Source organism: Lysinibacillus sp. NPDC095746 (assembly GCF_044763535.1).
In the GTDB taxonomy this organism is placed as follows: domain Bacteria; phylum Bacillota; class Bacilli; order Bacillales_A; family Planococcaceae; genus Lysinibacillus.
In genome coordinates this window covers 78,998-99,494 of sequence record NZ_JBIWGL010000017.1, presented here as the reverse complement: position 1 = coordinate 99,494, position 20,497 = coordinate 78,998, and the positions used below count along the sequence as shown (strand labels likewise).

The 20,497-nt window shown below is 37.3% G+C and carries 21 protein-coding genes and 1 riboswitch; of the genes, 9 read left to right on the top strand and 12 right to left on the bottom strand.

The genetic code is table 11. The annotated features are described in order from the left end of the window. Positions 1 to 2 precede the first annotated feature (2 nt). Complete coding sequence (gene rlmD / locus ACIQ7N_RS14100) at positions 3 to 1,382, top strand: 23S rRNA (uracil(1939)-C(5))-methyltransferase RlmD (RefSeq protein WP_402933046.1); 1,380 nt, start codon at positions 3 to 5, stop codon at positions 1,380 to 1,382. Between the two features lie 333 nt (positions 1,383 to 1,715). Here the strand turns inward: rlmD and ACIQ7N_RS14095 are convergent, their stop codons facing one another. After that, on the bottom strand, positions 1,716 to 2,894 hold the full coding sequence (locus ACIQ7N_RS14095) for an MFS transporter (RefSeq protein WP_402933043.1): 1,179 nt from the start codon (positions 2,892 to 2,894) through the stop codon (positions 1,716 to 1,718). Positions 2,895 to 3,264: 370 nt separating this feature from the next. Here ACIQ7N_RS14095 and ACIQ7N_RS14090 point away from each other — a divergent pair, with 370 nt between their 5' ends. Further along, positions 3,265 to 3,450, top strand: a complete 186-nt coding sequence (locus ACIQ7N_RS14090; RefSeq protein ID WP_049668848.1) for an SE1561 family protein — start codon at positions 3,265 to 3,267, stop codon at positions 3,448 to 3,450. Between the two features lie 53 nt (positions 3,451 to 3,503). Here the strand turns inward: ACIQ7N_RS14090 and ACIQ7N_RS14085 are convergent, their stop codons facing one another. Continuing rightward, positions 3,504 to 4,295, bottom strand: coding sequence for a YwqG family protein (locus ACIQ7N_RS14085; RefSeq protein WP_402933040.1), 792 nt, complete (start codon positions 4,293 to 4,295; stop codon positions 3,504 to 3,506). 246 nt (positions 4,296 to 4,541) lie between these two features. On the opposite strand from ACIQ7N_RS14085, the gene ACIQ7N_RS14080 reads away from it, so the two are divergent. Beyond that, a complete protein-coding gene (locus ACIQ7N_RS14080; protein ID WP_402933037.1) occupies positions 4,542 to 6,080 on the top strand; it encodes a fumarate hydratase in 1,539 nt (512 codons plus the stop codon). A gap of 489 nt (positions 6,081 to 6,569) precedes the next feature. Continuing rightward, positions 6,570 to 8,474 carry a heavy metal translocating P-type ATPase gene (locus ACIQ7N_RS14075; RefSeq protein WP_402933034.1) on the top strand — a complete coding sequence of 635 codons (1,905 nt, stop codon included), beginning with the start codon at positions 6,570 to 6,572 and terminating at the stop codon, positions 8,472 to 8,474. Positions 8,475 to 8,528: 54 nt separating this feature from the next. On the opposite strand, the gene ACIQ7N_RS14070 is transcribed toward ACIQ7N_RS14075, so the two are convergent. Together ACIQ7N_RS14070 and ACIQ7N_RS14065 are read right to left on the bottom strand one after the other, a co-directional pair. After that, a complete protein-coding gene (locus ACIQ7N_RS14070; RefSeq protein WP_402933031.1) occupies positions 8,529 to 9,467 on the bottom strand; it encodes a YihY/virulence factor BrkB family protein in 939 nt (312 codons plus the stop codon). A gap of 23 nt (positions 9,468 to 9,490) precedes the next feature. Continuing rightward, entirely contained in the window at positions 9,491 to 9,817 is a 327-nt protein-coding gene (locus ACIQ7N_RS14065) for a YtxH domain-containing protein (protein WP_132363360.1), read from the bottom strand. A gap of 520 nt (positions 9,818 to 10,337) precedes the next feature. Here ACIQ7N_RS14065 and ACIQ7N_RS14060 point away from each other — a divergent pair. Continuing rightward, entirely contained in the window at positions 10,338 to 10,559 is a 222-nt protein-coding gene (locus ACIQ7N_RS14060) for a DUF1128 domain-containing protein (RefSeq protein ID WP_049668842.1), read from the top strand. Between the two features lie 67 nt (positions 10,560 to 10,626). On the opposite strand, the gene motB is transcribed toward ACIQ7N_RS14060, so the two are convergent. Together motB and motA are read right to left on the bottom strand one after the other, a co-directional pair. Next, positions 10,627 to 11,397 carry a flagellar motor protein MotB gene (gene motB / locus ACIQ7N_RS14055; protein ID WP_132363362.1) on the bottom strand — a complete coding sequence of 257 codons (771 nt, stop codon included), beginning with the start codon at positions 11,395 to 11,397 and terminating at the stop codon, positions 10,627 to 10,629. After that, entirely contained in the window at positions 11,381 to 12,184 is an 804-nt protein-coding gene (gene motA / locus ACIQ7N_RS14050; protein WP_079562711.1) for a flagellar motor stator protein MotA, read from the bottom strand. Before motA ends, motB begins: the two co-directional genes overlap by 17 nt. Before the next feature lie 829 nt (positions 12,185 to 13,013). On the opposite strand from motA, the gene ACIQ7N_RS14045 reads away from it, so the two are divergent. Both ACIQ7N_RS14045 and ACIQ7N_RS14040 read left to right on the top strand, forming a co-directional pair. Further along, positions 13,014 to 13,148, top strand: coding sequence for a hypothetical protein (locus ACIQ7N_RS14045; RefSeq protein ID WP_256469474.1), 135 nt, complete (start codon positions 13,014 to 13,016; stop codon positions 13,146 to 13,148). A gap of 192 nt (positions 13,149 to 13,340) precedes the next feature. Next, positions 13,341 to 13,904 carry a beta-class carbonic anhydrase gene (locus tag ACIQ7N_RS14040; RefSeq protein WP_248717168.1) on the top strand — a complete coding sequence of 188 codons (564 nt, stop codon included), beginning with the start codon at positions 13,341 to 13,343 and terminating at the stop codon, positions 13,902 to 13,904. Positions 13,905 to 13,954: 50 nt separating this feature from the next. Here the strand turns inward: ACIQ7N_RS14040 and ACIQ7N_RS14035 are convergent, their stop codons facing one another. Then, positions 13,955 to 14,542: a GNAT family N-acetyltransferase gene (locus ACIQ7N_RS14035; protein WP_402933024.1), complete on the bottom strand. Its 588-nt coding sequence runs from the start codon at positions 14,540 to 14,542 to the stop codon at positions 13,955 to 13,957. Positions 14,543 to 14,703: 161 nt separating this feature from the next. After that, a complete protein-coding gene (locus ACIQ7N_RS14030) occupies positions 14,704 to 15,534 on the bottom strand; it encodes a polyphosphate kinase 2 family protein (RefSeq protein ID WP_402933021.1) in 831 nt (276 codons plus the stop codon). A gap of 200 nt (positions 15,535 to 15,734) precedes the next feature. Here ACIQ7N_RS14030 and ACIQ7N_RS14025 point away from each other — a divergent pair, with 200 nt between their 5' ends. Continuing rightward, positions 15,735 to 16,448 (top strand): hypothetical protein, encoded by a 714-nt coding sequence (locus ACIQ7N_RS14025; RefSeq protein WP_402933018.1) that lies wholly within the window; start codon positions 15,735 to 15,737, stop codon positions 16,446 to 16,448. Positions 16,449 to 16,474: 26 nt separating this feature from the next. Here the strand turns inward: ACIQ7N_RS14025 and map are convergent, their stop codons facing one another. The 4 genes from map to thiT form a co-directional block, all read right to left on the bottom strand. Continuing rightward, the gene (map, locus tag ACIQ7N_RS14020; RefSeq protein ID WP_132363372.1) at positions 16,475 to 17,230 is read right to left on the bottom strand and encodes a type I methionyl aminopeptidase; all 756 of its coding nucleotides are present in this window, start codon (positions 17,228 to 17,230) and stop codon (positions 16,475 to 16,477) included. A 768-nt stretch (positions 17,231 to 17,998) separates the two neighbouring features. Next, the gene (locus tag ACIQ7N_RS14015) at positions 17,999 to 18,364 is read right to left on the bottom strand and encodes a DUF3221 domain-containing protein (protein WP_402933015.1); all 366 of its coding nucleotides are present in this window, start codon (positions 18,362 to 18,364) and stop codon (positions 17,999 to 18,001) included. 330 nt (positions 18,365 to 18,694) lie between these two features. Next, on the bottom strand, positions 18,695 to 19,057 hold the full coding sequence (locus ACIQ7N_RS14010; RefSeq protein ID WP_402933013.1) for a hypothetical protein: 363 nt from the start codon (positions 19,055 to 19,057) through the stop codon (positions 18,695 to 18,697). Positions 19,058 to 19,201: 144 nt separating this feature from the next. Beyond that, positions 19,202 to 19,762, bottom strand: coding sequence for an energy-coupled thiamine transporter ThiT (gene thiT, locus ACIQ7N_RS14005; protein ID WP_402933010.1), 561 nt, complete (start codon positions 19,760 to 19,762; stop codon positions 19,202 to 19,204). 132 nt (positions 19,763 to 19,894) lie between these two features. Next, positions 19,895 to 20,003: riboswitch (TPP riboswitch) on the bottom strand. A 121-nt stretch (positions 20,004 to 20,124) separates the two neighbouring features. Between thiT and ACIQ7N_RS14000 the strand changes: the two genes are divergently transcribed. Continuing rightward, positions 20,125 to 20,460, top strand: a complete 336-nt coding sequence (locus ACIQ7N_RS14000; protein ID WP_248717176.1) for a magnetosome magnetite crystal formation protein family — start codon at positions 20,125 to 20,127, stop codon at positions 20,458 to 20,460. Positions 20,461 to 20,497 lie beyond the last annotated feature (37 nt).

Here is a 20,497-nt window from a genome sequence, read left to right as displayed (position 1 = left end):
GCTTGACGCAGCAAACAACAATGGAAGTAGGACAAAAATTTCCTCTAACAATAAAAAGACTTGGTATTAACGGTGAAGGAGTAGGCTTTTATAAGCGTAATGTTGTATTCGTAAAAGGCGCTATTCCTGGTGAAGAAATTACAGCACAAGTAACTAAAACACAGCGAAACTTTGCCGAAGCAGAAATAGTTACTATTCGCAAAGCTTCAAAACATCGCCAGGAAGCACCATGCCCAGTTTACAACGAATGTGGCGGCTGCCAGCTTCAGCATATGACATATAAAAAACAGCTAATCGAAAAGCGTGATATCGTTATTCAAGCATTAGAACGTTACGCTAAACCTTTAGCTAATACAGTTGAAGTTCGCAAAACTTTAGGGATGGATAATCCATGGAATTATCGTAACAAAAGTCAGTATCAAGTACGTAAAGAGGGTAAACGTGTCTATGCGGGGTTATTTGCAGAAGGTAGTAACAAGTTATTGAACATCAATGATTGCCTTGTTCAACATCCGATTACATCTAAAATCACAGTGGCAACGCGTAAAATTTTACAAAAACTAAATATTACTATTTATGATGGTCGTACACTCGATGGCTTAGTACGTACAATTGTTGTACGTACAGGAATTCGTACTGGTGAAACACAAGTCGTGCTCGTTACAACGCGCAAGGAAATTCCACATCAAGCTGAACTAATTGCACGTATTAAAAAAATCGACCCAAGTATTGTTTCGATTGCCCAAAATATTAACCGTGAGAAAACATCGTTAATTTTTGGCGATGAAACAATTGTCCTTGACGGCAAGGAAACAATTCATGAGGAGCTTGGAGAATTAGCCTTTGATTTATCAGCTCGCGCCTTTTTCCAACTGAATCCAACACAAACGGTTCATCTTTATGATGAAATAAAAAAAGCAGCCGCATTAACAGGCAAAGAAACAGTTGTTGATGCTTACTGCGGTGTCGGAACAATCGGCTTATGGCTGGCTGACAAAGCAAAAGAAGTTCGCGGGATGGATGTTATTCCAGAAAGCATTCAGGATGCACGTAAAAATGCCCGAAACCATGGCTTCAAGCATACAAAATACGCAGTCGGCACAGCAGAAAGTGTCCTAGCAAAATGGCGCAGAGAAGGGTTTACACCAGACGTTATTACAGTTGACCCACCTCGCACAGGTCTAGCACCAGAATTCATCCGCACGGTGTTGAAGCTAAAACCGAAGCGCTTCGTCTATACATCGTGTAATCCATCAACTTTAGCGAAGGATTTAAACGAATTATCGAAGTTTTATGATGTGGAGTATATTCAGCCAGTGGATATGTTTGCACAAACTGCACAGGTGGAATGTGTGGCGAAGCTTGTGTTAAAAAATAAGTAATGAAAACGGGCGTCCTCAAAAAATGAGTGACGCCCTTTAACATACAGCTGCACGGTGGATCGATAACTTTTATATTGAGTTAGTGTTATCTACAAATATTATTTGATTTTATGTTAACTTGTCTGTATAATATCATTCTAGGTGCCAAACCTATGTGACTTGGACGGAACATCCTTGTCACGCAAAGAACGCCATAACAGCACGGATTTGCTGGGCGTTTTTTTGTTTTATGAGCGGGAAGATGAGCCCCGCTCTTTTATTTTGTCTAAATTATACTACCCAAAAGTCTCCGGGCTGCTCACTTTTTTCCGCTTCAAGGAAAAGTGATCCCCCTTATATTGACACTGGTCGCTTATTTTTATTTCGCCCAAATACTAATAAAACAATGGCTATAGCTAGCAAAAGCATCGCCACTAATAAAAGGAAGCTGTAATTTACATATTCTAAATAAATGCCTCCTAAAAATGGTCCTGTTAAACTACCGATACTTAGAGCAATACCGCAAAACAGATTTCCTGTTGGTAGTAGCTCTTTTGGTGTTAAGTCTGCCATATAGGTAATACCTAGTGAAAACATCGAACCGACTAATGTACCTGTAAAGAAAAATGCTACAGCTACCGCCATTTGAGAATGCTCTAAAAAACTGGCAATCCCAAAAATAATAGCCCCTCCAAATGAGCCAATCATCAGGACATAACGTCGTCCTATTTTATCCGCTACTGCACCAAGCGGCACCTGCGTTAATATTCCGCCAAATGTAAAGACTGATAACATAATGGGAATCATATTCACGTCAAAATCTTTACGTAAAGCATAGACTGGGAACAAAGCATTTAAAGCAGATTCTAAAAACCCATAAGCGAATGGCCCTAAAAATGCAATCCATCCAAATGCAATGGCTATTTTATAACGATGCCACCCCCTTGCATGCAAGTCTCCCGTTAATCTCTCTGGTTTTTCATTTTGTAAAAGGAAGACAAAAGCCCATGCTAATAAGCACATAATCGAGGACACAATAAACGGTAATGCTTCTGAAACTTGTATAAGCTTCACCATCAAAGGACCAACCGCAAAACCTGTACTAAAGGACAAGCCGTAAATGGCCATACCTTTTCCTAAGCTTTTACGATCCGTAGTACTTGTAATCCACGTCTGTGTTGCAAAATGTAATGCATGATCCCCAATCCCAATGAGTAAGCGGAGGGTAAACCAAAAAGTCACACTCTTCCATAAGGGAAATGCAAGCAGTGAAGCGAAGACAAGTGCACCGCCTATTAAAATAATGGTTTTGTAGCCCCATTTTCGTAATGGCTGCTCGATAAACGGTAAGATTAATAAAGTTCCTATGTATAGACCTGTTGCGTTCAATCCATTTAACGCAGAGGATACTCCATCACGTTCGAAAATAATTGAAATTAGCGGTAATAGCATCCCTTGTGAAAAGCCAGAAATAGATACAATTAACACTAGAATGGCAAACCTTTTTTTGCTGTAATCTGAGAAGTATGTCATCATTTCCTCCAACATCAAGTCGTTTTTCCAAATAACAGCATACCAAAAAGCCTTAGCGCTCACCACATGTGATTTTACGCTAAGGCCTAACTAACACTTATCTCCATTTAATTGTATAAACACGAATTTCGGCTTTTATATTGGCCGAGTACTTGTTTAAACTCCCTCCTTTTCGAGTTAGAGTCTTTTTAGATTTTTGAAATCAGCTCCTTTGCTTTTTCTTAATATTAATTTAACACACGCCTTCAATATTGTAAATATTCCGTCTATTGATTTTCGCAAAATAATCGCTAAGTCCTAGGTGTTTACCTAAACATTGAAATTTAGTCCCAAATCAGCTAAGATGAAGGGGATGAAATGAGGTGTATGTATGTCCAATCCAATCACTGATAAAAAACAGCAAATGAACTACTTAAAAGAGCGTCTTGAAATGTTTTTAGAAGTTTTAGATGCAATTGATCCTGAAACAACTGAATTAGAGGATATCGATCGTTTAATTCAAATGATGGATGATTTAGAAGACAAAATGGAGCAATTTAATGCTCGTGAACAATAACCGATAAAAGCAAGTGGACATAAAGCTCTCCACTTGCTTTTATCTTTTGTTATTTAACAGCAATCCCAATTATATAGAACTTTACTAAAATCTTTACGTTTTAGCTCTTCCTCTGTAATGAAGAAGTTGCCGACTCCAACATCCCCCCATAGAATATGATCACCTATACTGTCAATCTGAAGCAATAAGACTGTTGACTCTGTATAATCACCATAAGCTCGTGGGTCATTCTGAGTAAAGAATGGGTATCCCCCGATTTTATGACCCGTACTATTCAATGTCTCAAAAAATGAGTCTACTAAATTATCATTGTCTTCTATATTAGCAAGGATCTTTGCATAGAGTTTTTCACTTCTAAAATCGTTTGCCGATAATGGTTCATAGCCCACTTCAAAGGACAATGCCATTTCTTTTTCCACTGGAAAGTATAATTCTTCTTCTTTCACTTCAACAAATGAGAAGTCTTGTACTAACTGTGACTCATCACTAACAATATGTTCGTGGAAAATAACGCGGAAGCCCTCCTGATTTTGACCATTGTCAAAGTCCATGCCTAGTACATCATCATAGCCATCAATAAAAAACTGTAAAATCCCCTCTTCAGGGAAATTCGGTAAATGCTTGGATACATTTGCAAAATTAATTTGTGCTAGTAATTTTAATGGTTGCCCCTCAGGACTTTTCGGATATTCCATTGAAAGAGGAAAATACGGATCACCCGCGAACTTACTTTCAAATAAAGATGTTTTTCGTTCTTCCGTGTCAATAAATACAGTAGGCCGTAGTGTTTCTTCTATTATTGTCCGATATTGTTCAAATACTTCAGGTAAATTAAGTAACTTCATAATATTACCTCCTAAAGGAAATTTTAAATCCATTATAGAACAAATGTTCTTTATTAGCAATCTTTATAGGGATTTGATCAGCACAGCTTCAATAAATAATAGCTACATAATTTTACATTAAAATACCTCTTTTTGAGAATAGACCTTTAATTCCGACCACAATGAGTTGAACTCTTTTTTTCATTAGTTGAAAAGAGTATAATGTATCGTGGAAATAATCAAATTTTCTATGGGGGGCAACACTAAATGAATATCCAAAATTTGGAGAAAAGTCTTTACGATTTAATTACTGAAACATCTACTAATCTACCAAAAGACGTACGTCGTGCAATTAAAAAAGCTAAAGAAGCTGAGAATGCTGGTACTCGTGCTGCAATGAGCTTAGACACAATCTCAAATAATATTATTATGGCAGAAGATAATGTATCACCAATCTGTCAAGATACTGGTCTACCAACATTCAAAATTTATACGCCTGTTGGTGTAAACCAATTAGAAATTAAAGAAGCTATTAAAAAAGCTATTAATGATACTACTGCAGATGCAAAATTACGTCCAAATGCGGTTGATTCATTAACAGGCGAAAACAGCGGTAATAACCTTGGTGATGGTCTTCCTGTTATGAAATTCGAACAATGGGAAAAAGACTATATTACAATTAAGTTAATCCTTAAAGGTGGCGGCTGTGAAAACAAAAACATTCAATACAGCCTACCATGTGAGCTTGAAGGTCTTGGCCGCGCTGGTCGTGATTTAGATGGTATCCGTAAATGTATTATTCACTCAGTATACCAAGCACAAGGACAAGGCTGTTCAGCAGGCTTCATCGGTGTAGGTATCGGTGGCGACCGCTCTTCTGGCTACGACTTAGCAAAAGAACAGTTATTCCGTCATGTAGAAGATACAAATCCAAATCCTGATCTTGCTAAATTAGAAGAATATGTAGTGAAAACTGCAAACACATTCGGTATCGGTACAATGGGCTTCGGTGGTGAAGCAACATTACTTGGCTGTAAAATTGGTGTCATGCACCGTATCCCTGCATCATTCTACGTATCTGTAGCTTATAACTGCTGGGCTTACCGTCGTATGGCTGTGGACATCAATCCTCAAACTGGTGAAATTATTAACTGGCATTACCAAGAAGGCGAAAAAATTACTTTTAAAGAAGATGAAGTTGCAGCAACAACAGAAGATACTACTACAGATGTAGTAGAGCTTACTGCACCAATTACTGAAGAACAAATTCGAGCTCTAAAAGTTGGTGACGTTGTTTCAATTACGGGTCGTATGTATACTGGCCGTGACGCAATTCACCATCACTTAATGAGCCATGATGCTCCAGTTGATCTAAATGGACAAGTTATTTATCACTGTGGCCCTGTAATGGCAAAAGACGAAGAAGGCAACTGGACAGTTAAAGCAGCTGGTCCAACTACTTCTATTCGTGAGGAGCCATACCAAGGTGACATCATGAAAAAATTCGGTATCCGCGCTGTAATTGGTAAAGGCGGTATGGGACCAAAAACACTTGCTGCTTTAGAAGAGCACGGTGGCGTTTACTTAAATGCAATCGGTGGTGCTGCACAATACTACGCAGACTGCATTAAAGGTGTTGAAGGCGTTGACCTAATGGAATTCGGTATTCCAGAAGCAATGTGGCATTTAAACGTTGAGAAGTTCACGGCTGTTGTAACAATGGACTCTCACGGTAACTCATTACACGCAGATGTAGACAAATCATCCCTAGAAAAACTTGCCCTACACGCAGAACGAGTATTCTAATTGCGTTGAATAGTAACCATAGTTTTTAAGCTGTGGTGTAATGCAAAAACGATTTATAACTTAATAATTTATGGCTCATCACCAAAAGTTAGGTATGACATTGATTAAAACGTATGTCAGTTGATTGAAGTGAAGACTAGACGCCCTTGGGAAAGCGCATAGCCAGACCGGAAATCTGCCCCACTTTATAGTGATAAGCCTGCACAAGTTTGAGAAGCACAGAATATTCCTAGGAATAACTGTGCTTTTCTTATGTTCAAAAATTATTTTAAAAACCCTCAAAGTGTCTCTATCTCAATCCCGGCCTGCTTTTATCCCTACTCTTTAAAAGTCCCTTCAAATTTCTTACTTTCTTTTTCCAAATACCTTTGTTATAATAATTCTAAATTAGAGAGGAGCTAATCGAAAGCGATTTTCAATTAGACATTGTTTATATACATTGATTTATATGGGTTTTGATATTGATTTTCATTATCAGGGGGAATAAAAATGGAACACTCTAAACGAGAAAATTCTAATTTAATTGAGAAAATAAAAGAGCATGCTGAATTAATTGCTGCCCTTATAGCGGGTCTGTTTATTTTGCTTGCATGGCGTTTAGATACTAGCGGGCAAACGACAGCTTCTATTATTTTATATATAGTTGCATTTTGCGTCGGCGGATTCGCTAAAGCAAAAGAAGGCATCGAAGAAACCATTGAAAATAAAGAGCTTAATGTTGAGCTATTAATGGTATTAGCTGCAATTGGCTCAGCTGCAATCGGTTATTGGACAGAGGGCGCTATTCTAATTTTCATTTTTGCCGTAAGTGGCGCTCTGGAAACATACGCAATGAATAAAAGTCATCGTGAAATTTCTGCACTCATGAACTTACAACCCGAAGAAGCTTGGCTCGTACGAGGAAACTTTGAACCAATGAAAGTTTCTATCTCTACATTACAAATTGGAGATCACCTACTCGTAAAACCTGGTGAACGTATTCCAGCAGACGGCGTGATCTTCAAAGGACAGTCTTCTATCGATGAATCCGCAATAAGCGGTGAACCACTCCCAGTGGCAAAACGTGAAGGCGACGAGGTATTTGCAGGTACCGTGAACTTAAATGGCGCCATTACGATGGAAATGACAAAACCAAATTCAGAAACACTTTTCCAAAAAATTATCCAACTTGTACAAAGTGCTCAGAGTGAAAAATCTCCATCTCAACAGTTTATAGAAAAATTCGAAGGTACTTATGTGAAAATTGCGCTACTAGCCGTTGCCATTATGATGTTTCTACCTCACTTCGTTCTCGGTTGGGACTGGACAACAACTTTCTATCGTGCAATGGTACTCCTAGTAGTTGCTTCTCCATGCGCACTTGTGGCATCCATTATGCCAGCAACACTTGCAGCAATTTCAAACGGTGCAAAACACGGTGTATTATTCAAGGGAGGCTTACATTTAGAGCATCTAGGTGTATTACGTGCATTAGCAGTAGATAAAACAGGTACTTTAACACAAGGTAAACCAACCGTTACTGATTTTATCGTTCGAGAAGGATTAGACCGTGAACATGCAATAACAATCCTTGCAGGTATTGAAGCACAATCGAACCACCCACTCGCACAAGCAATTACTTTATTCGCAAGAAAAGAAGGTATCACACAGTTTCCTCAAGCGACTATTGAAGATATTCCAGGTTGGGGTATCAAAGGTAACGTTAATGAGGTCGAATATCTTGTTGGGAAACCAGACTTTGTTGGTCTAGATGAGGCAATCGAATTTGCAAATGGCGCAGCAGAAAGCCTTGCCTCAGAAGGAAAAAGTGTTATTTTCATTCGTGACAAAGATGGCATAGTCGCATTGGCAGCCCTAAAAGATACAGTTCGTAGTGAAGCAAAAAAAGCAATAGCATTACTAAAAGAGCTAGGCATTGATGTTGTTATGCTAACGGGCGACAACGAGAAGACTGCAAAGGTAATTGCCAAAGAAGCAGGCGTGACAGAATACGTTGCAGAATGTCTCCCTGAAACAAAAGTGACTGAGATGAAACGACTCCTTTCTGAACATAAATTTGTAGGGATGGTCGGTGACGGTATTAATGATGCACCTGCATTAGCAACTGCAACTACCGGAATTGCGATGGGCGAAGGAACAGATGTTGCTTTAGAAACAGCAGATGTCGTTTTAATGAAAAATGACTTATCAAAAATTGCCTATGCTGTACGTTTATCACGTAAAATGCAACGCATCATCAAACAAAACATTTTCTTCTCTATAGGCGTTATCGTTTTATTAATTGCTTCAAACTTTTTACAGGTCGTCGATTTACCTCTTGGCGTAATCGGACATGAAGGAAGCACTATTTTAGTTATTTTAAACGGCTTACGTATGCTTAATAAAAACGCCTAAAACACAAACAGCCTCGTATCACAAAGCTGATACGAGGCTGTTCTTGTCATATTCCTACCTATTTGCTAATGTCTCCTGCTTCATACGTTCTTTTTGCAATACTTTTTTCTGCATCGTCGCATTTAAAATGCCACCAAAAATTAAAATAATTCCCGTGAAATATAGCCAAAGCATTAAAATAATAACGCCACCAATACTGCCATATGTAGCGGAATAATTCGCGAAATTATTAATATAAAAGGAGAAAGCATATGTTACTGCCACCCAGGAAATAGTTGAAAATAATGCACCTGGCCAAACTCCCTTTAACTTCAAACGAGGAATTGTATTTGGAATAAATCTATATATCCCCATTAAAACTATAAAAATAAGTAGAGGTGGTATTGACCAGCGCGTTCTATGCCAGATTATTTCAAACTGCTCCTCAATGCCAACGATCGAAAATAAGAAATGCCCCACCTGTTGCCCAAAAACCGGTAACAGTAGAACGACAGCAATAACAACGACAAATACCAAGGTGAAAACAAGGGATAGCCCTCGATCTAATAGACTCGCCCTAGTTTCTGTATCATAAGCCTTATTCAAGGCTCTAATCAATGCATTAATTCCTTTGGAGGCGGACCAAATTGTACCGAGTACCCCGACAGATAATAAACTACTATTTCGGCTTGTTAAAATTTCATCTAATGTACTTTCAATAAGCCTATATACTTCGTCCGGCATTATATTCACTAGAAATGAATACACTTGCGTCGACTTTAAATTCAAGTATGGTAGTAATGTAACTAGAAAAATTAGTAACGGGAAAAAAGACAGTAAAAAGAAATAAGCCAATTGCGCTGCAAGAGCTGATATTTCTGCTCGTCGTAAGCGTAGTATTAAATCTTGCATAAAGCCTCTTGATGTCATCACATCTACAGTATCTTCGTCTGGTGAGACAAATGATTTCACCACACCGACAGCTGAATGTATCGAAGCTTTTTTCTTCTCCATACAAATTCCCTCCTGTACGACAACTATTCTTTATTAGGTAAAGAAAAGGCTGATTTCGTGTCTTTAATCATGCCTTCGATCGTGGAAGGTAATTCTTTAAACTCATCAACTTTATCAATGATTGAGTTGACATTTTCTGAAACACTTTCACATAGCACTTTAGTGGCCAATACTTTTTCCTCAACTAGAACTTGTAATTCCTCTCGGTTGGTTGCATAATACGATATTGCTTCTTTCATCTTTTTCGTTGAAGCTATTGTTTTTTCACGCGTTGTACGGTCCAACATACTTAACGCAGCACCAACTGTGGCACCAACTACGATAGATGCTAATAATTTACTTTGTCCCATATTAAATACCCCCTGCTTTAAATGTATTTGTTTTTTAGAATAATAAATCAATTGTGCCCCGGCATAATTACGTCCGGAGGCTTTAGGCCAGCAGATGTTTTTTTGCGCGAAAGCGGAGCGGTAGCAGCAGATGTTTTTTTGCGCGAAAGCGTAGCGGCAGCAGCAGATGTTTTTTGCGCGAAAGCATAGCGGCAGCAGCAGATGTTTTTTGCGCGAAAGCATAGCGTAGCGGCAGAGCGTAGCGACAACTATAGTATGATGTTGGTCACTCAGTCGCGTGTTTTGTTGTTGCGGTTGCTTCGCTTTCGCACAGATAAATTGTCACTGGACGTGGCGTTCTTGACTGAGTTCCTCTATTTAAGCGGATGTTTGAACACCTGCCGACAGAAGTTAAACTACTCACTGCCCTTATTCTACCCAATAACAGTCTATTTTTAAAGCAATGACGAAATACAGTGTTGACATTTTTTTTATTCAATGAAATGATATTTTCGAGGATTACGAAAGGTAGGTTTAAATAATGGATTTATCAGTACCGTCAAAAGAAAACGTTATTTATATGATTGATCAAATGAAAGACAAGCTTCGCATGGTTAATGTTGATGCGATGAAATCGGAAAATTTCGATGAAGCAAATTACGAAGACCTAGTCTATTTATATGAAATGATCATGAAGCGCGATACATTTAGTCCGAGCGAGATGCAAGCTATCGTTGCTGAATTAGGCGCTTTACGCAAATAAGTAGAAGTTTGTAAACAAAAAGCTATTAGCAATAAAGGCACCAAAGCCGTTTGCTAATAGCTTTTTTCTATTTTGTACTTTTTACGGCAGAACCATCCTCAGTTACAAGTGGTTGTATTAACACTTCTACACGACGATTTTTCGCTCGCCCTTCTTTAGTATCATTCGGTGCAACGGCACGGTTCTCACCGAAACCTTGTGTACTAAAGTTTCGACCATCTAACTTCGAGTTACTCTGCAATAAAATTTCTGCGAAGTTCACCGCACGTAACGCCGAGAGCTGTAAGTTAGAAGAGAAGTTTGGTCCAGCTGGAACATTATCCGTATGACCAGTAATAACAATACTACGTGGTGGATTAGATACCAACACATTCGCAAGCTCTTTAGCTATTGTCTTATACTCTGGTTTAATGTCCGCTTTCCCAGAATCAAACAGGATACTATCACGAATTGTAACAAGTAACCCTTCATCAGTCATCGCTGTTGCGAATTGACCTTCCATCTCATGAACAGCAATGAAATTATCAACACTATCTTTAATTTGAGCTAACTCCTGCTGATCCTTCAAATAAGCTGAATTTTGTTGTGTTTGTGGTGTTTGATCACTATCCGCATTCGGACTTTGTATCGGTGAAGGCTGATCTAAAAAGCTTGTTCCACCATCAAATACTTGATTAAACACCGCTGACATTCTCTCTAGCTTTTCTTGATCTACTGAACTGGATGCAAACAATATGATAAATACAGCTAAGAGCAGTGTTAAAATATCTGCATACGGAACTAGCCAAGACTCATCGATATGTTCATCATGCTTTTTTTTCTTAGCTTTCTTTGCCAAGGCCGCCCGCCCCGCTTTCATCAGAAATTTGACGACGTTCTTCCATTGTTAAGTAAGAAGATAATTTTTGTTCAATAACACGTGGAGCCTCCCCCTCTAAGACAGAAAGGATGCCTTCAATCATCATTCTTTTTTGCTTAACTTCGATAGCTGATTTACGTTTTAATTTATTCGCAAACGGATGCCATAAAACATAACCTGTAAAAATACCTAATAATGTAGCCATGAAAGCAGCTGAAATAGCATGTCCTAGCTTTTCTATGTCATTCATATCTGCTAATGCGGCGATTAACCCTACTACCGCACCAAGTACCCCTAAAGTCGGAGCATATGTACCAGCTTGTGTAAAGATTGCAGAACCACTAGCATGACGTTCTTCCATCGCTTCGACTTCTTCCGTTAGGACATCACGAATATAGTCAGCATTCTGACCATCAATTGCTAATGTAAGTCCATTTTTCAAAAATGGATCTTCAATCTCAGAAGCTTTACTTTCAAGCGCTAATAGACCTTCACGGCGAGCTAAATCAGCCCATTGTGAAAACATCTTAATAATCTCAATATCATCTGCTAATTTCGTTTCTTTAAAAAGAATTTTAAATAGCTTTGGTACACGCTTTAACTCCTTCATGGGGAAGGCAATTGTTACCGCGGAAATTGTACCGAAGATGATAATTAAAATGGCAGCCGGGTTATAAAACGCACTTAAACTTACACCCTTTAGTACCATTCCTGTTAATAGCGCTACTAGCGCAAGTATTAACCCTACAATCGACGATATATCCATTCTAGAACCTCCAAATCTCCTATTAAGCTTTATTTCGTCCTTTTTTCCATAATTTTAATATAGTATAAATGTATTTCACATTTTTTTCGATGAAATAAATACTTTTTATTCACCTTTCGACCATATTTGATTATATCGAATTAAGAATAATACACTAAATTGTCTTTATTTGAAAAAAGTTAAGAATTTGTTATTATCCTTCGACACAAAATTACTAAAAAACGCTTGATTAGTCATAAAATCAGGATTAAATATCCAAAAAAATCCACGCATTCATATAAGTAAATTGACTGAAAACGAAAAACCACATCAAATAATCACTAAAACATCGACCAAAAATGATATAAAACAGTTCAATGTCGATTTATCCGACAAAATTCTTTTTTCGCACTCACAATGAAAACGCTCCGAAAGACTCATTTGATTTCTTCCCATATGCAATCAATTATGCCTTAGCATAATTGCATCACTCGGCTTTGTGCTGGCACAAAGAGCTTCTTTCACCAACTAAAGACGGAGACTTCTATACCTGCTGCTACGCTTTCGGTACAAAAAACGTCGTGACTAAGCACCGACAAGGACATTTAAAGTAATTATTTCAGCAGACGAAATGCAGAAAGCTCAGTACATCACACCACTACTATTAGGTAAAAATAATCACTTTTTCATATTACCCACTGGACAATTCAAGTAATTTATCCCTACTAATATTAGTCTGAACTAGGTATGTTGTGGATGTCATAAATTCTCCTTAGATTTTCCTAGTAACCTATTGTATAATTACTTTAGATAATATTGTAGATTATTTTAGTAGAGAGGGGCTTTTATTATGTTCGTTACGACTGTACTAGGCTTTAGTGCCGTTTTATTAATCTCTTTGGCATTCTTCATTCACTACCTACAAGTTGGTTTAGATTCTAAGTCTTCAGTAACTGTAGATCCAAAACCAAACGAAAAATTTTAATTTTGTTGAAAACAGCTACAGCAAGTAGCTGTTTTTTATTTATCTTCCGACGGATTTTAATTATTTCTATTCGCAAAATAAATTACTAAACTTCTTTTTTTTCGCAAAAAATTGCGTGAATATTGTCATTATTATTTGCATATTTATAGTTTTGCTCTAAAATAATTCCTGTAAGGGAGGGAGCAATCTTTCATGACAATGTTACAAGATATCCTTAAGTTTAATGAAGATTTCGTTCAAGAAAAGAAATATGAGCCTTTTATTACAACAAAGTATCCTGATAAACGTATCGTTGTGTTATCTTGTATGGATACTCGACTTGTAGAGCTGTTACCTAAAGCTATGAATTTGCGTAATGGCGACGTAAAAATCGTTAAAAGTGCTGGGGCATTAGTTAGTCACCCTTTTGGTGCAATTATGCGTAGTTTACTTGTAGCTGTTTATGAGCTACAAGCAGATGAGGTGTATGTTGTTGGCCATTACGACTGCGGTATGAGTGCAGTTGACCCAGAAGCCATGTTAAATAAAATGATGGCTAGAGGGATTACCCCTGAAACTATCGACACGATCGAATATTCAGGTTTTGATTTAAAAGAGTTTTTACGTGGCTTTGGTGACGTAGCAACAAGTGTAAAGAAAAGCGTGGATACCATTCGCAATCACCCGTTAATGGTTAAAGACGTACCTGTTCATGGATTAGTGATTGACCCAAATACAGGTCGCCTTGATTTAATCATAGACGGTAGCAAACAATAATAAAAAAAGAAGCGTCTATCCTTCAAACACTGAAAGATAGACGCTTCTTTTTATTGGCCCTCTAAACGTGCATACATATAATGATCCACCCATTTACCATTAATGTACAGCAGCTTTCTCAAAAGACCCTCACGCTGGAATCCAGCCTTTTCTAAGACTCGGATAGAAGGATTATTTTGTGTCGAAACATAAGCCTCTACTCGATGTAAGCCTACTTGCTCGAACGCAAATTGCACGACCATATTAACTGCTTCGGTAACGATCCCTTTCCCAATATAAATTTCATCCATCGCATAACCAACAAACGCACTAGAATACGGTAAACGTTTTACTGCATAAAGAGCGATATGTCCTATTAGATTATTTGTACCTGGCTCAAAAATACCAAAAGTAAATTCCCTCTTTGAGTCCATTAAGTATAAGCATTCTTGAATTTTTTTATATTGAGCATTAATTGTATAGTATTCAGGTCGTTGTAACGGTTCATGTGTAGACCAAAAGTATTTATTGCGACTTACGAGATCGGTTAAACTTTGTGCATCTTTTTCATAAAATGTGCGAATGTAGCATTTCCCCCCTTGAATTGATACCACATTTTCACCCTTTTTCCTTAATAATCTCCAAATTTTAAGCACCATTTTTCCACACTAACCTTCCGATAATTATCAATACGTTTAATTCCTGAGCTCATTTACCAATGGAAGAAACACCCACTAATTGCAGTTTTACTTTATTGTATGTAAAAAAAGATGCTGCTACAACTAAAACATCTCGTCTTGTTGTTACAGCATCTATAAGATTATTTCACTTTTTGTTTTTGTTTTTTAGGCTTCTCCTCTAGCAATTCAAGGCTAGACGATTCAGCATCTTCTAAATGTGCTGTGTCTAATACATTCGTTAGTTGTAGGCCACGTTTTTTTGCCTCACTTTCGATATGTGCTAGTGTTTCTTGCAACACTTGTACACGAGCATATTTTTTATCATCTCCTGGTATTAGAACCCACGGAGCACTTTTCTTATCGGTCTTCTCAAACATGTCATTTGCAGCTTCTATATACTGAGGTGTTTTTTCGCGATTTCGCCAGTCTTCATCTGTTAGCTTCCAAGACTTATATGGATCCTCTTCACGTTCTTTAAAACGGTTAAGCTGCTCCTCATCAGATACTTGAAGCCAAAACTTAATCACAATATAATCTCCTGCTGTTAAAATCTTTTCAAAATTATTAATTTCTTCATATGCACGAGACCACTCTTCATTTGTTGCAAATCCTTCAATACGCTCAACTAATACACGACCATACCATGAGCGATCAAAAATAGCGATTTGTCCATGCTGTGGCAACTTTCGCCAAAAACGTTGTAAATAATTATAGCGTAGTTCATGAGGCTGAGGTGCTGCAATTGGGTGCACGACATAGCCACGCGGATCAGCACGTTCAATGAGACGCTTAATAGCGCCACCCTTACCAGCAGCATCCATACCTTCAAACACTAGAATTAATCCAATTTTATTTTTTAATAAAAACTGTTGGGCATTTAACATTTCATATTGGAGTACTTTTAATTTCTTTTTATACATTTTCTTATCCAGTTTAACTGATAAATCTAGATCATTTAAATTTTGAGTCATTAAAACTTCACTCCTTACATTCGAATATTTTCATTGTACTAAAGAAGTATATGAATAACTATGTAAATGGTAAATTGTAGATATTTTTAACGAAACACGCGATACATTGTTGGAAATTTCCGTTATAATGAAAATATAATGTTCAGTCCTATACTTATTTGTCTTTTCCCTATACAATTTAACACGAAGGGAGAGAAACCATGCCTCGATTTTTTTTGATGACAATAACTTTTATTGTCTCACTCATCCTAACCTTTTCATCCTATTTTATGAAAATAAACGATCATTCTTTTTTAGAGATCTTAAATCGTTTTCCAGTAATATTTGCACCATTTAATGTTAGTTATATCATTTGGATTGTGGTTTACATGTTACTTGGTTATTGGTTAGTCATGAACCTAAAAAAGACATCTTTTAAACAGACTGTTCTCTTTAGTAGCATATGTATCATGCAGACGTTAGCAATTGTTGTTTGGCATCACGAACTATTTATCATGTCAATTATCAGTACGTTTGTTTTAGTACTGTATTTATTTAAGTTGTACAAAACGTACCCTCTTAGCAATAATTCACTAACAGGGCGTATACCCTTCTCGATTTATTTAGCATGGATTACATTTAGCCTAATGACAAATATAAGCTTCATGCTAACATCTTATCAATGGAATGGTCTTGGCCTTAGTGATCCACTTTGGGCAGTTATTTTACTGACCATTGGAGCAGCAATAGCGCTACATATTCGATTCCATTATTTTGATATTATCTACCCAAGTGTATTTATCTGGTCCTATATCGGGGTCGCATTACATAATGGTTTCGATGAGCTACTTGTGACAACTGCAGCCTTGTTTTTATGCGGAGTGCTACTTGTCGGTATATTATTTCTTAAAAAAAATCCTGCCTACCAAATATAAATTGGTTAGCAGGATTTTTAGCTTTTTTATTGTTCGTCTAGAGAAGTTAAAATAATTGGTTTGTCTTTAGTAACGATAATTGAATGCTCAATTTGAGCGACTAATGATTTGTCTGGCGTAATGAATGTCCAGCCATCACCAGATTCTACAATATGCTCCGCTTTCGCTGAGATAAATGGCTCGACTGCAAGCACCATGCCTTCTTTCATAATTGTTGAATCCCAAGCATCATAGTAGTTTAAAATATGATTTGGCTCATCATGTAAAGAACGACCTAAACCATGACCTGTTAAGTTCATAATCACTGTTAAATCATTGGCATATGCTTCACGCTCAACAGCTTTACCGATTTGGTTTAATTTTGATCCAGCTTTTACTTTTGTCATTGCACGATCGAAAGCACTTTTAGCTACGCGACATAGCTTTTCTTTATCCTCATAGCCCTCGCCAACTACAAATGAAATGCCCGTATCAGCAAAGTAGCCATTTAGTGAACCAGATACGTCTATATTTACGATATCTCCCTCGTTAATCACTCGTTTACCAGGAATACCATGTGCGACTTCCTCATTCACACTAATACATGTGTAGCCTGGGAAATCATACTCCCCTTTAGGTCCAGAAATTGCTCCTGCTTCAGCAAACATACGACCTGCAATTTCATCTAATTCAAGTGTTGTTACACCTGGTTTTGTAGCAGCCTTCATTGCCTCACGAATTTCAGCACAAATACGGCCGATTTTTTTAAATGCTTCAATCTCTTCTTGCGTTTTTACAATCATTTTTAACGTCCCTTTCATCTAATGTCTACAACTTAATATAACATAACTTTCTTTGCATAAAACGCTAAACGCTTTAAATATTATATGTCATCATAAATTGTAAAGTGCCGACATCTCCATAACGTGAGGTTGATTTCCGTTCCGGCTGAGCGCTTTGTTGCTGCCGCTCCGCTTTCGCACAGATAAAACATTTGCCGCTGACGCTTCGCTTTCGTGCAGATCAGAGCTTCCTAGGGGCGTCCGATGAGCCGCTTCACTCGCGATGCTCGCTGCAGGGTCTCATCTGTGACGCTAATCCCCGAGGAGTAGCCCATCCTCCACTCCAATCAACAAATATATAATGTATACTTTTCAACAAATGTCAGCCCTTGCTAGCTAAAAAACAAAGGCTGTTTTCTCAAAGATTGTTGCTTCTGGTTTGACTACCTTCTTCAACTAAAGCACCCCGTTAGCACAATAAGGAGACTTGTCAGATTTATGCTGTTACAACGATAAGACTTCAATTTTTATACACGATTTTATTCATCAAAGACGATGGTGCAACATTACTTCAAAACCTTTGCTATGACTGACTTTTAACAAAAGTGCATAAACCAACGCATAAACAATGTTCATAAGAAAAGCCACGAACGTTGATTTAACAACATTAGTGGCCGTTGAGTTCGTCTCCAAACTTTCATTTGGGAACGTTATTTAGATTTGTTTGGCATACTTTATAAATCTTTAATGAACTAAGATATTCTGAAGAATCATTATATAATTTTTTAGTTATTTTGATATTATTTCTACCTTTTCTAATCCACGTTGAGGGGGATTAGAATCTAGTTGGCTCCCGTCCCAATATACAATTACGTGGGTTCCCACTTCTAATTCTTCGTATTTACCAGGTTCAAAGCCATAATATGCTCCATCTTTTTCTTGAGCCATTTTTATTAATTCATCAGCTTTTTTGTTGGAAATATCTCCTTCACTAACATTTGATACAACTAATATTTGGTTCCACCCATTTTGATTTTCTTTTATATCCACAATAATGCCTTCTTGTTGTTCCAAAGAACTATTATTTTTATTCCCTTGCTGAGTGCATGCACTCAATATACAAACGAACAGAATAATAAATATTCCTTTTTTCAATTCATACACCTCCAGACTCAATAAAATTATTAGACGATTTCACTTGTTAAATCAACAAGCCATAAGCAATTAGATGGCCCGTTTGCGGAATAACTTAATACATTGTAATTTCAAATTAAAATTATGAATTAAACAACTTATTATCACGAAACACTTTGAAGTATAATATTAGTTCCCAAAGCGTCGTTTGGTCACATTTCTTAACTTAGCGTTGTAAATCCCCATAATTTTAAAGGTACTCCTTGTTGCACTAAACTGCCCCGTTAGCACAAGAAGCGATTGCTCTAATCGAACAATCACCTCTAATCTTACATATATGTATTGACAAAATTAAACACCATAATGAATCAACCAACTATCTTCTTTTATTGCTTCAGCTATTTTTTTCATCAATTCTTCAAGTTCTTCTGATTTGTACTCATCGTTTGCTTCACTAACCATATTTAAAAATTGTTTATGAGAACTCGACGGTATCAATGTTATTCCAAAATAGGCGAGGCTTTTATAAGGTCTATTTGTGTTATGTGCGAATGTTTCCAGATGATTCATTTTTTCACCAAAATCCTTAGACATAAGTTCATCAAAAAGGTCCCCATCTACACCTATGCAATTATATTTTTCAGGTTCATAACTAACATACTCTTTATTTTTTTCAATACATTCAACTATTCCAAACTCGTGAATATAAGCCAAATTAACACATCTCCTAAGTCTTCAGTTTCTCACTTTATTTTACAACATTTTCTTGTTAAACTATCCTGCCCGTTCGTTGAATAGCAACAATCGTTCGAAAACAGCCAAAACAAAAACCCTTCACTCATGTGAAGGGCATAATCATTATGATTTTCGTTGCATTAATTGAGGTGCTGCCGTAAATAGCAGAACACCGACAATCGCTGTTAAAATCGTTGCTGGTAGCATATATGTTCCATTATAGATGATTGAATAAATCCACGCATTTTGATCGCCTGCATACTCTGCGAAAAATACAGCGCCACCAATGGTATGTACTGCATAGCGTAAAAAACCTGCTAATACAGTTCCTAAAATAATATAAAGCGCCATTTTCTTTTTGTTTAAATTTTTTGCAGCCTCAAGCACCGGTCGACGTACAACGGCCGCTAAGCCCACTACTGTAAAGGCAACACCATAATCAAGTGTTCCTTGTAGCCAATGCACAATTGTAGCACCAAACATTGTTTGCATTACACCAATGAGTAAACCGGTTGTCATGCCTGGAATAAGGCCCCAGCGGAATGCTATTAAAATTATTGGTACCATCACTAGACTAACAGAGCCGCCTTGTGCCCATACTTTAAAGGAAACCTGATCGAGCACAAGGCCAATCGCTGCGAATATTGCAATCTCCACAAGCATTAACAGTTTTTTATTGTCCATAAATATTCTCTCCTTTGTTCCGATGTAGGATACAAGAGCAGGAATAGAAATCAATCAATTGGCAAATATGTCCCTATCCGGCATTAAAAAGATAAAAAACGATGCCAGGACAGAGCCTCACATCGTAAAAGTGTCGGTTTCTATCCACAATCCCTACGCAAGTGTTAACTTACAGGTTCGAAGAGTCAAGGCATTACGTGCCCAGTCTCAGCTGACATCATCAGCTCCCCTTGTGGTCGTACATCTTTATTTAATTGAACAATCCCATTGTACGCAAACACTGTTATGATTACAACCTCTTCCACATTTTTTTGAAACTTTAACGTTTTTCATGCGTAAATATTAAAAAAGGAGGTACTACTATGGAGAACCAAAAAATATTATCTGCCTTTAGTTATCTGAGTATTTTATTTGCACCCTTTATTGTGCCATTAGTTGTTTACTTTGTGACAAAAGATAGCGACGTAAAGAGGCACTCTATTCGAGCACTAATATCACATTTAATCCCAGTCGCATTCGGTATAATTTTCTTTGCTGTCTTTATTTTCTCAACTTTATCATTCAACACTAATTTTGATCTAAATTCAGATAGTAATAATTTTCTTATCATTTGGTTTGTTTCATTCGCAATTTATATTCTCGTTTCATTAGGAGTCGTTATTTGGAATATTATTCAAGCTGTTCGGGTGGTCCGATAAGTTTCATCTTAACCTCTCCTTGAACACATAGTACTTA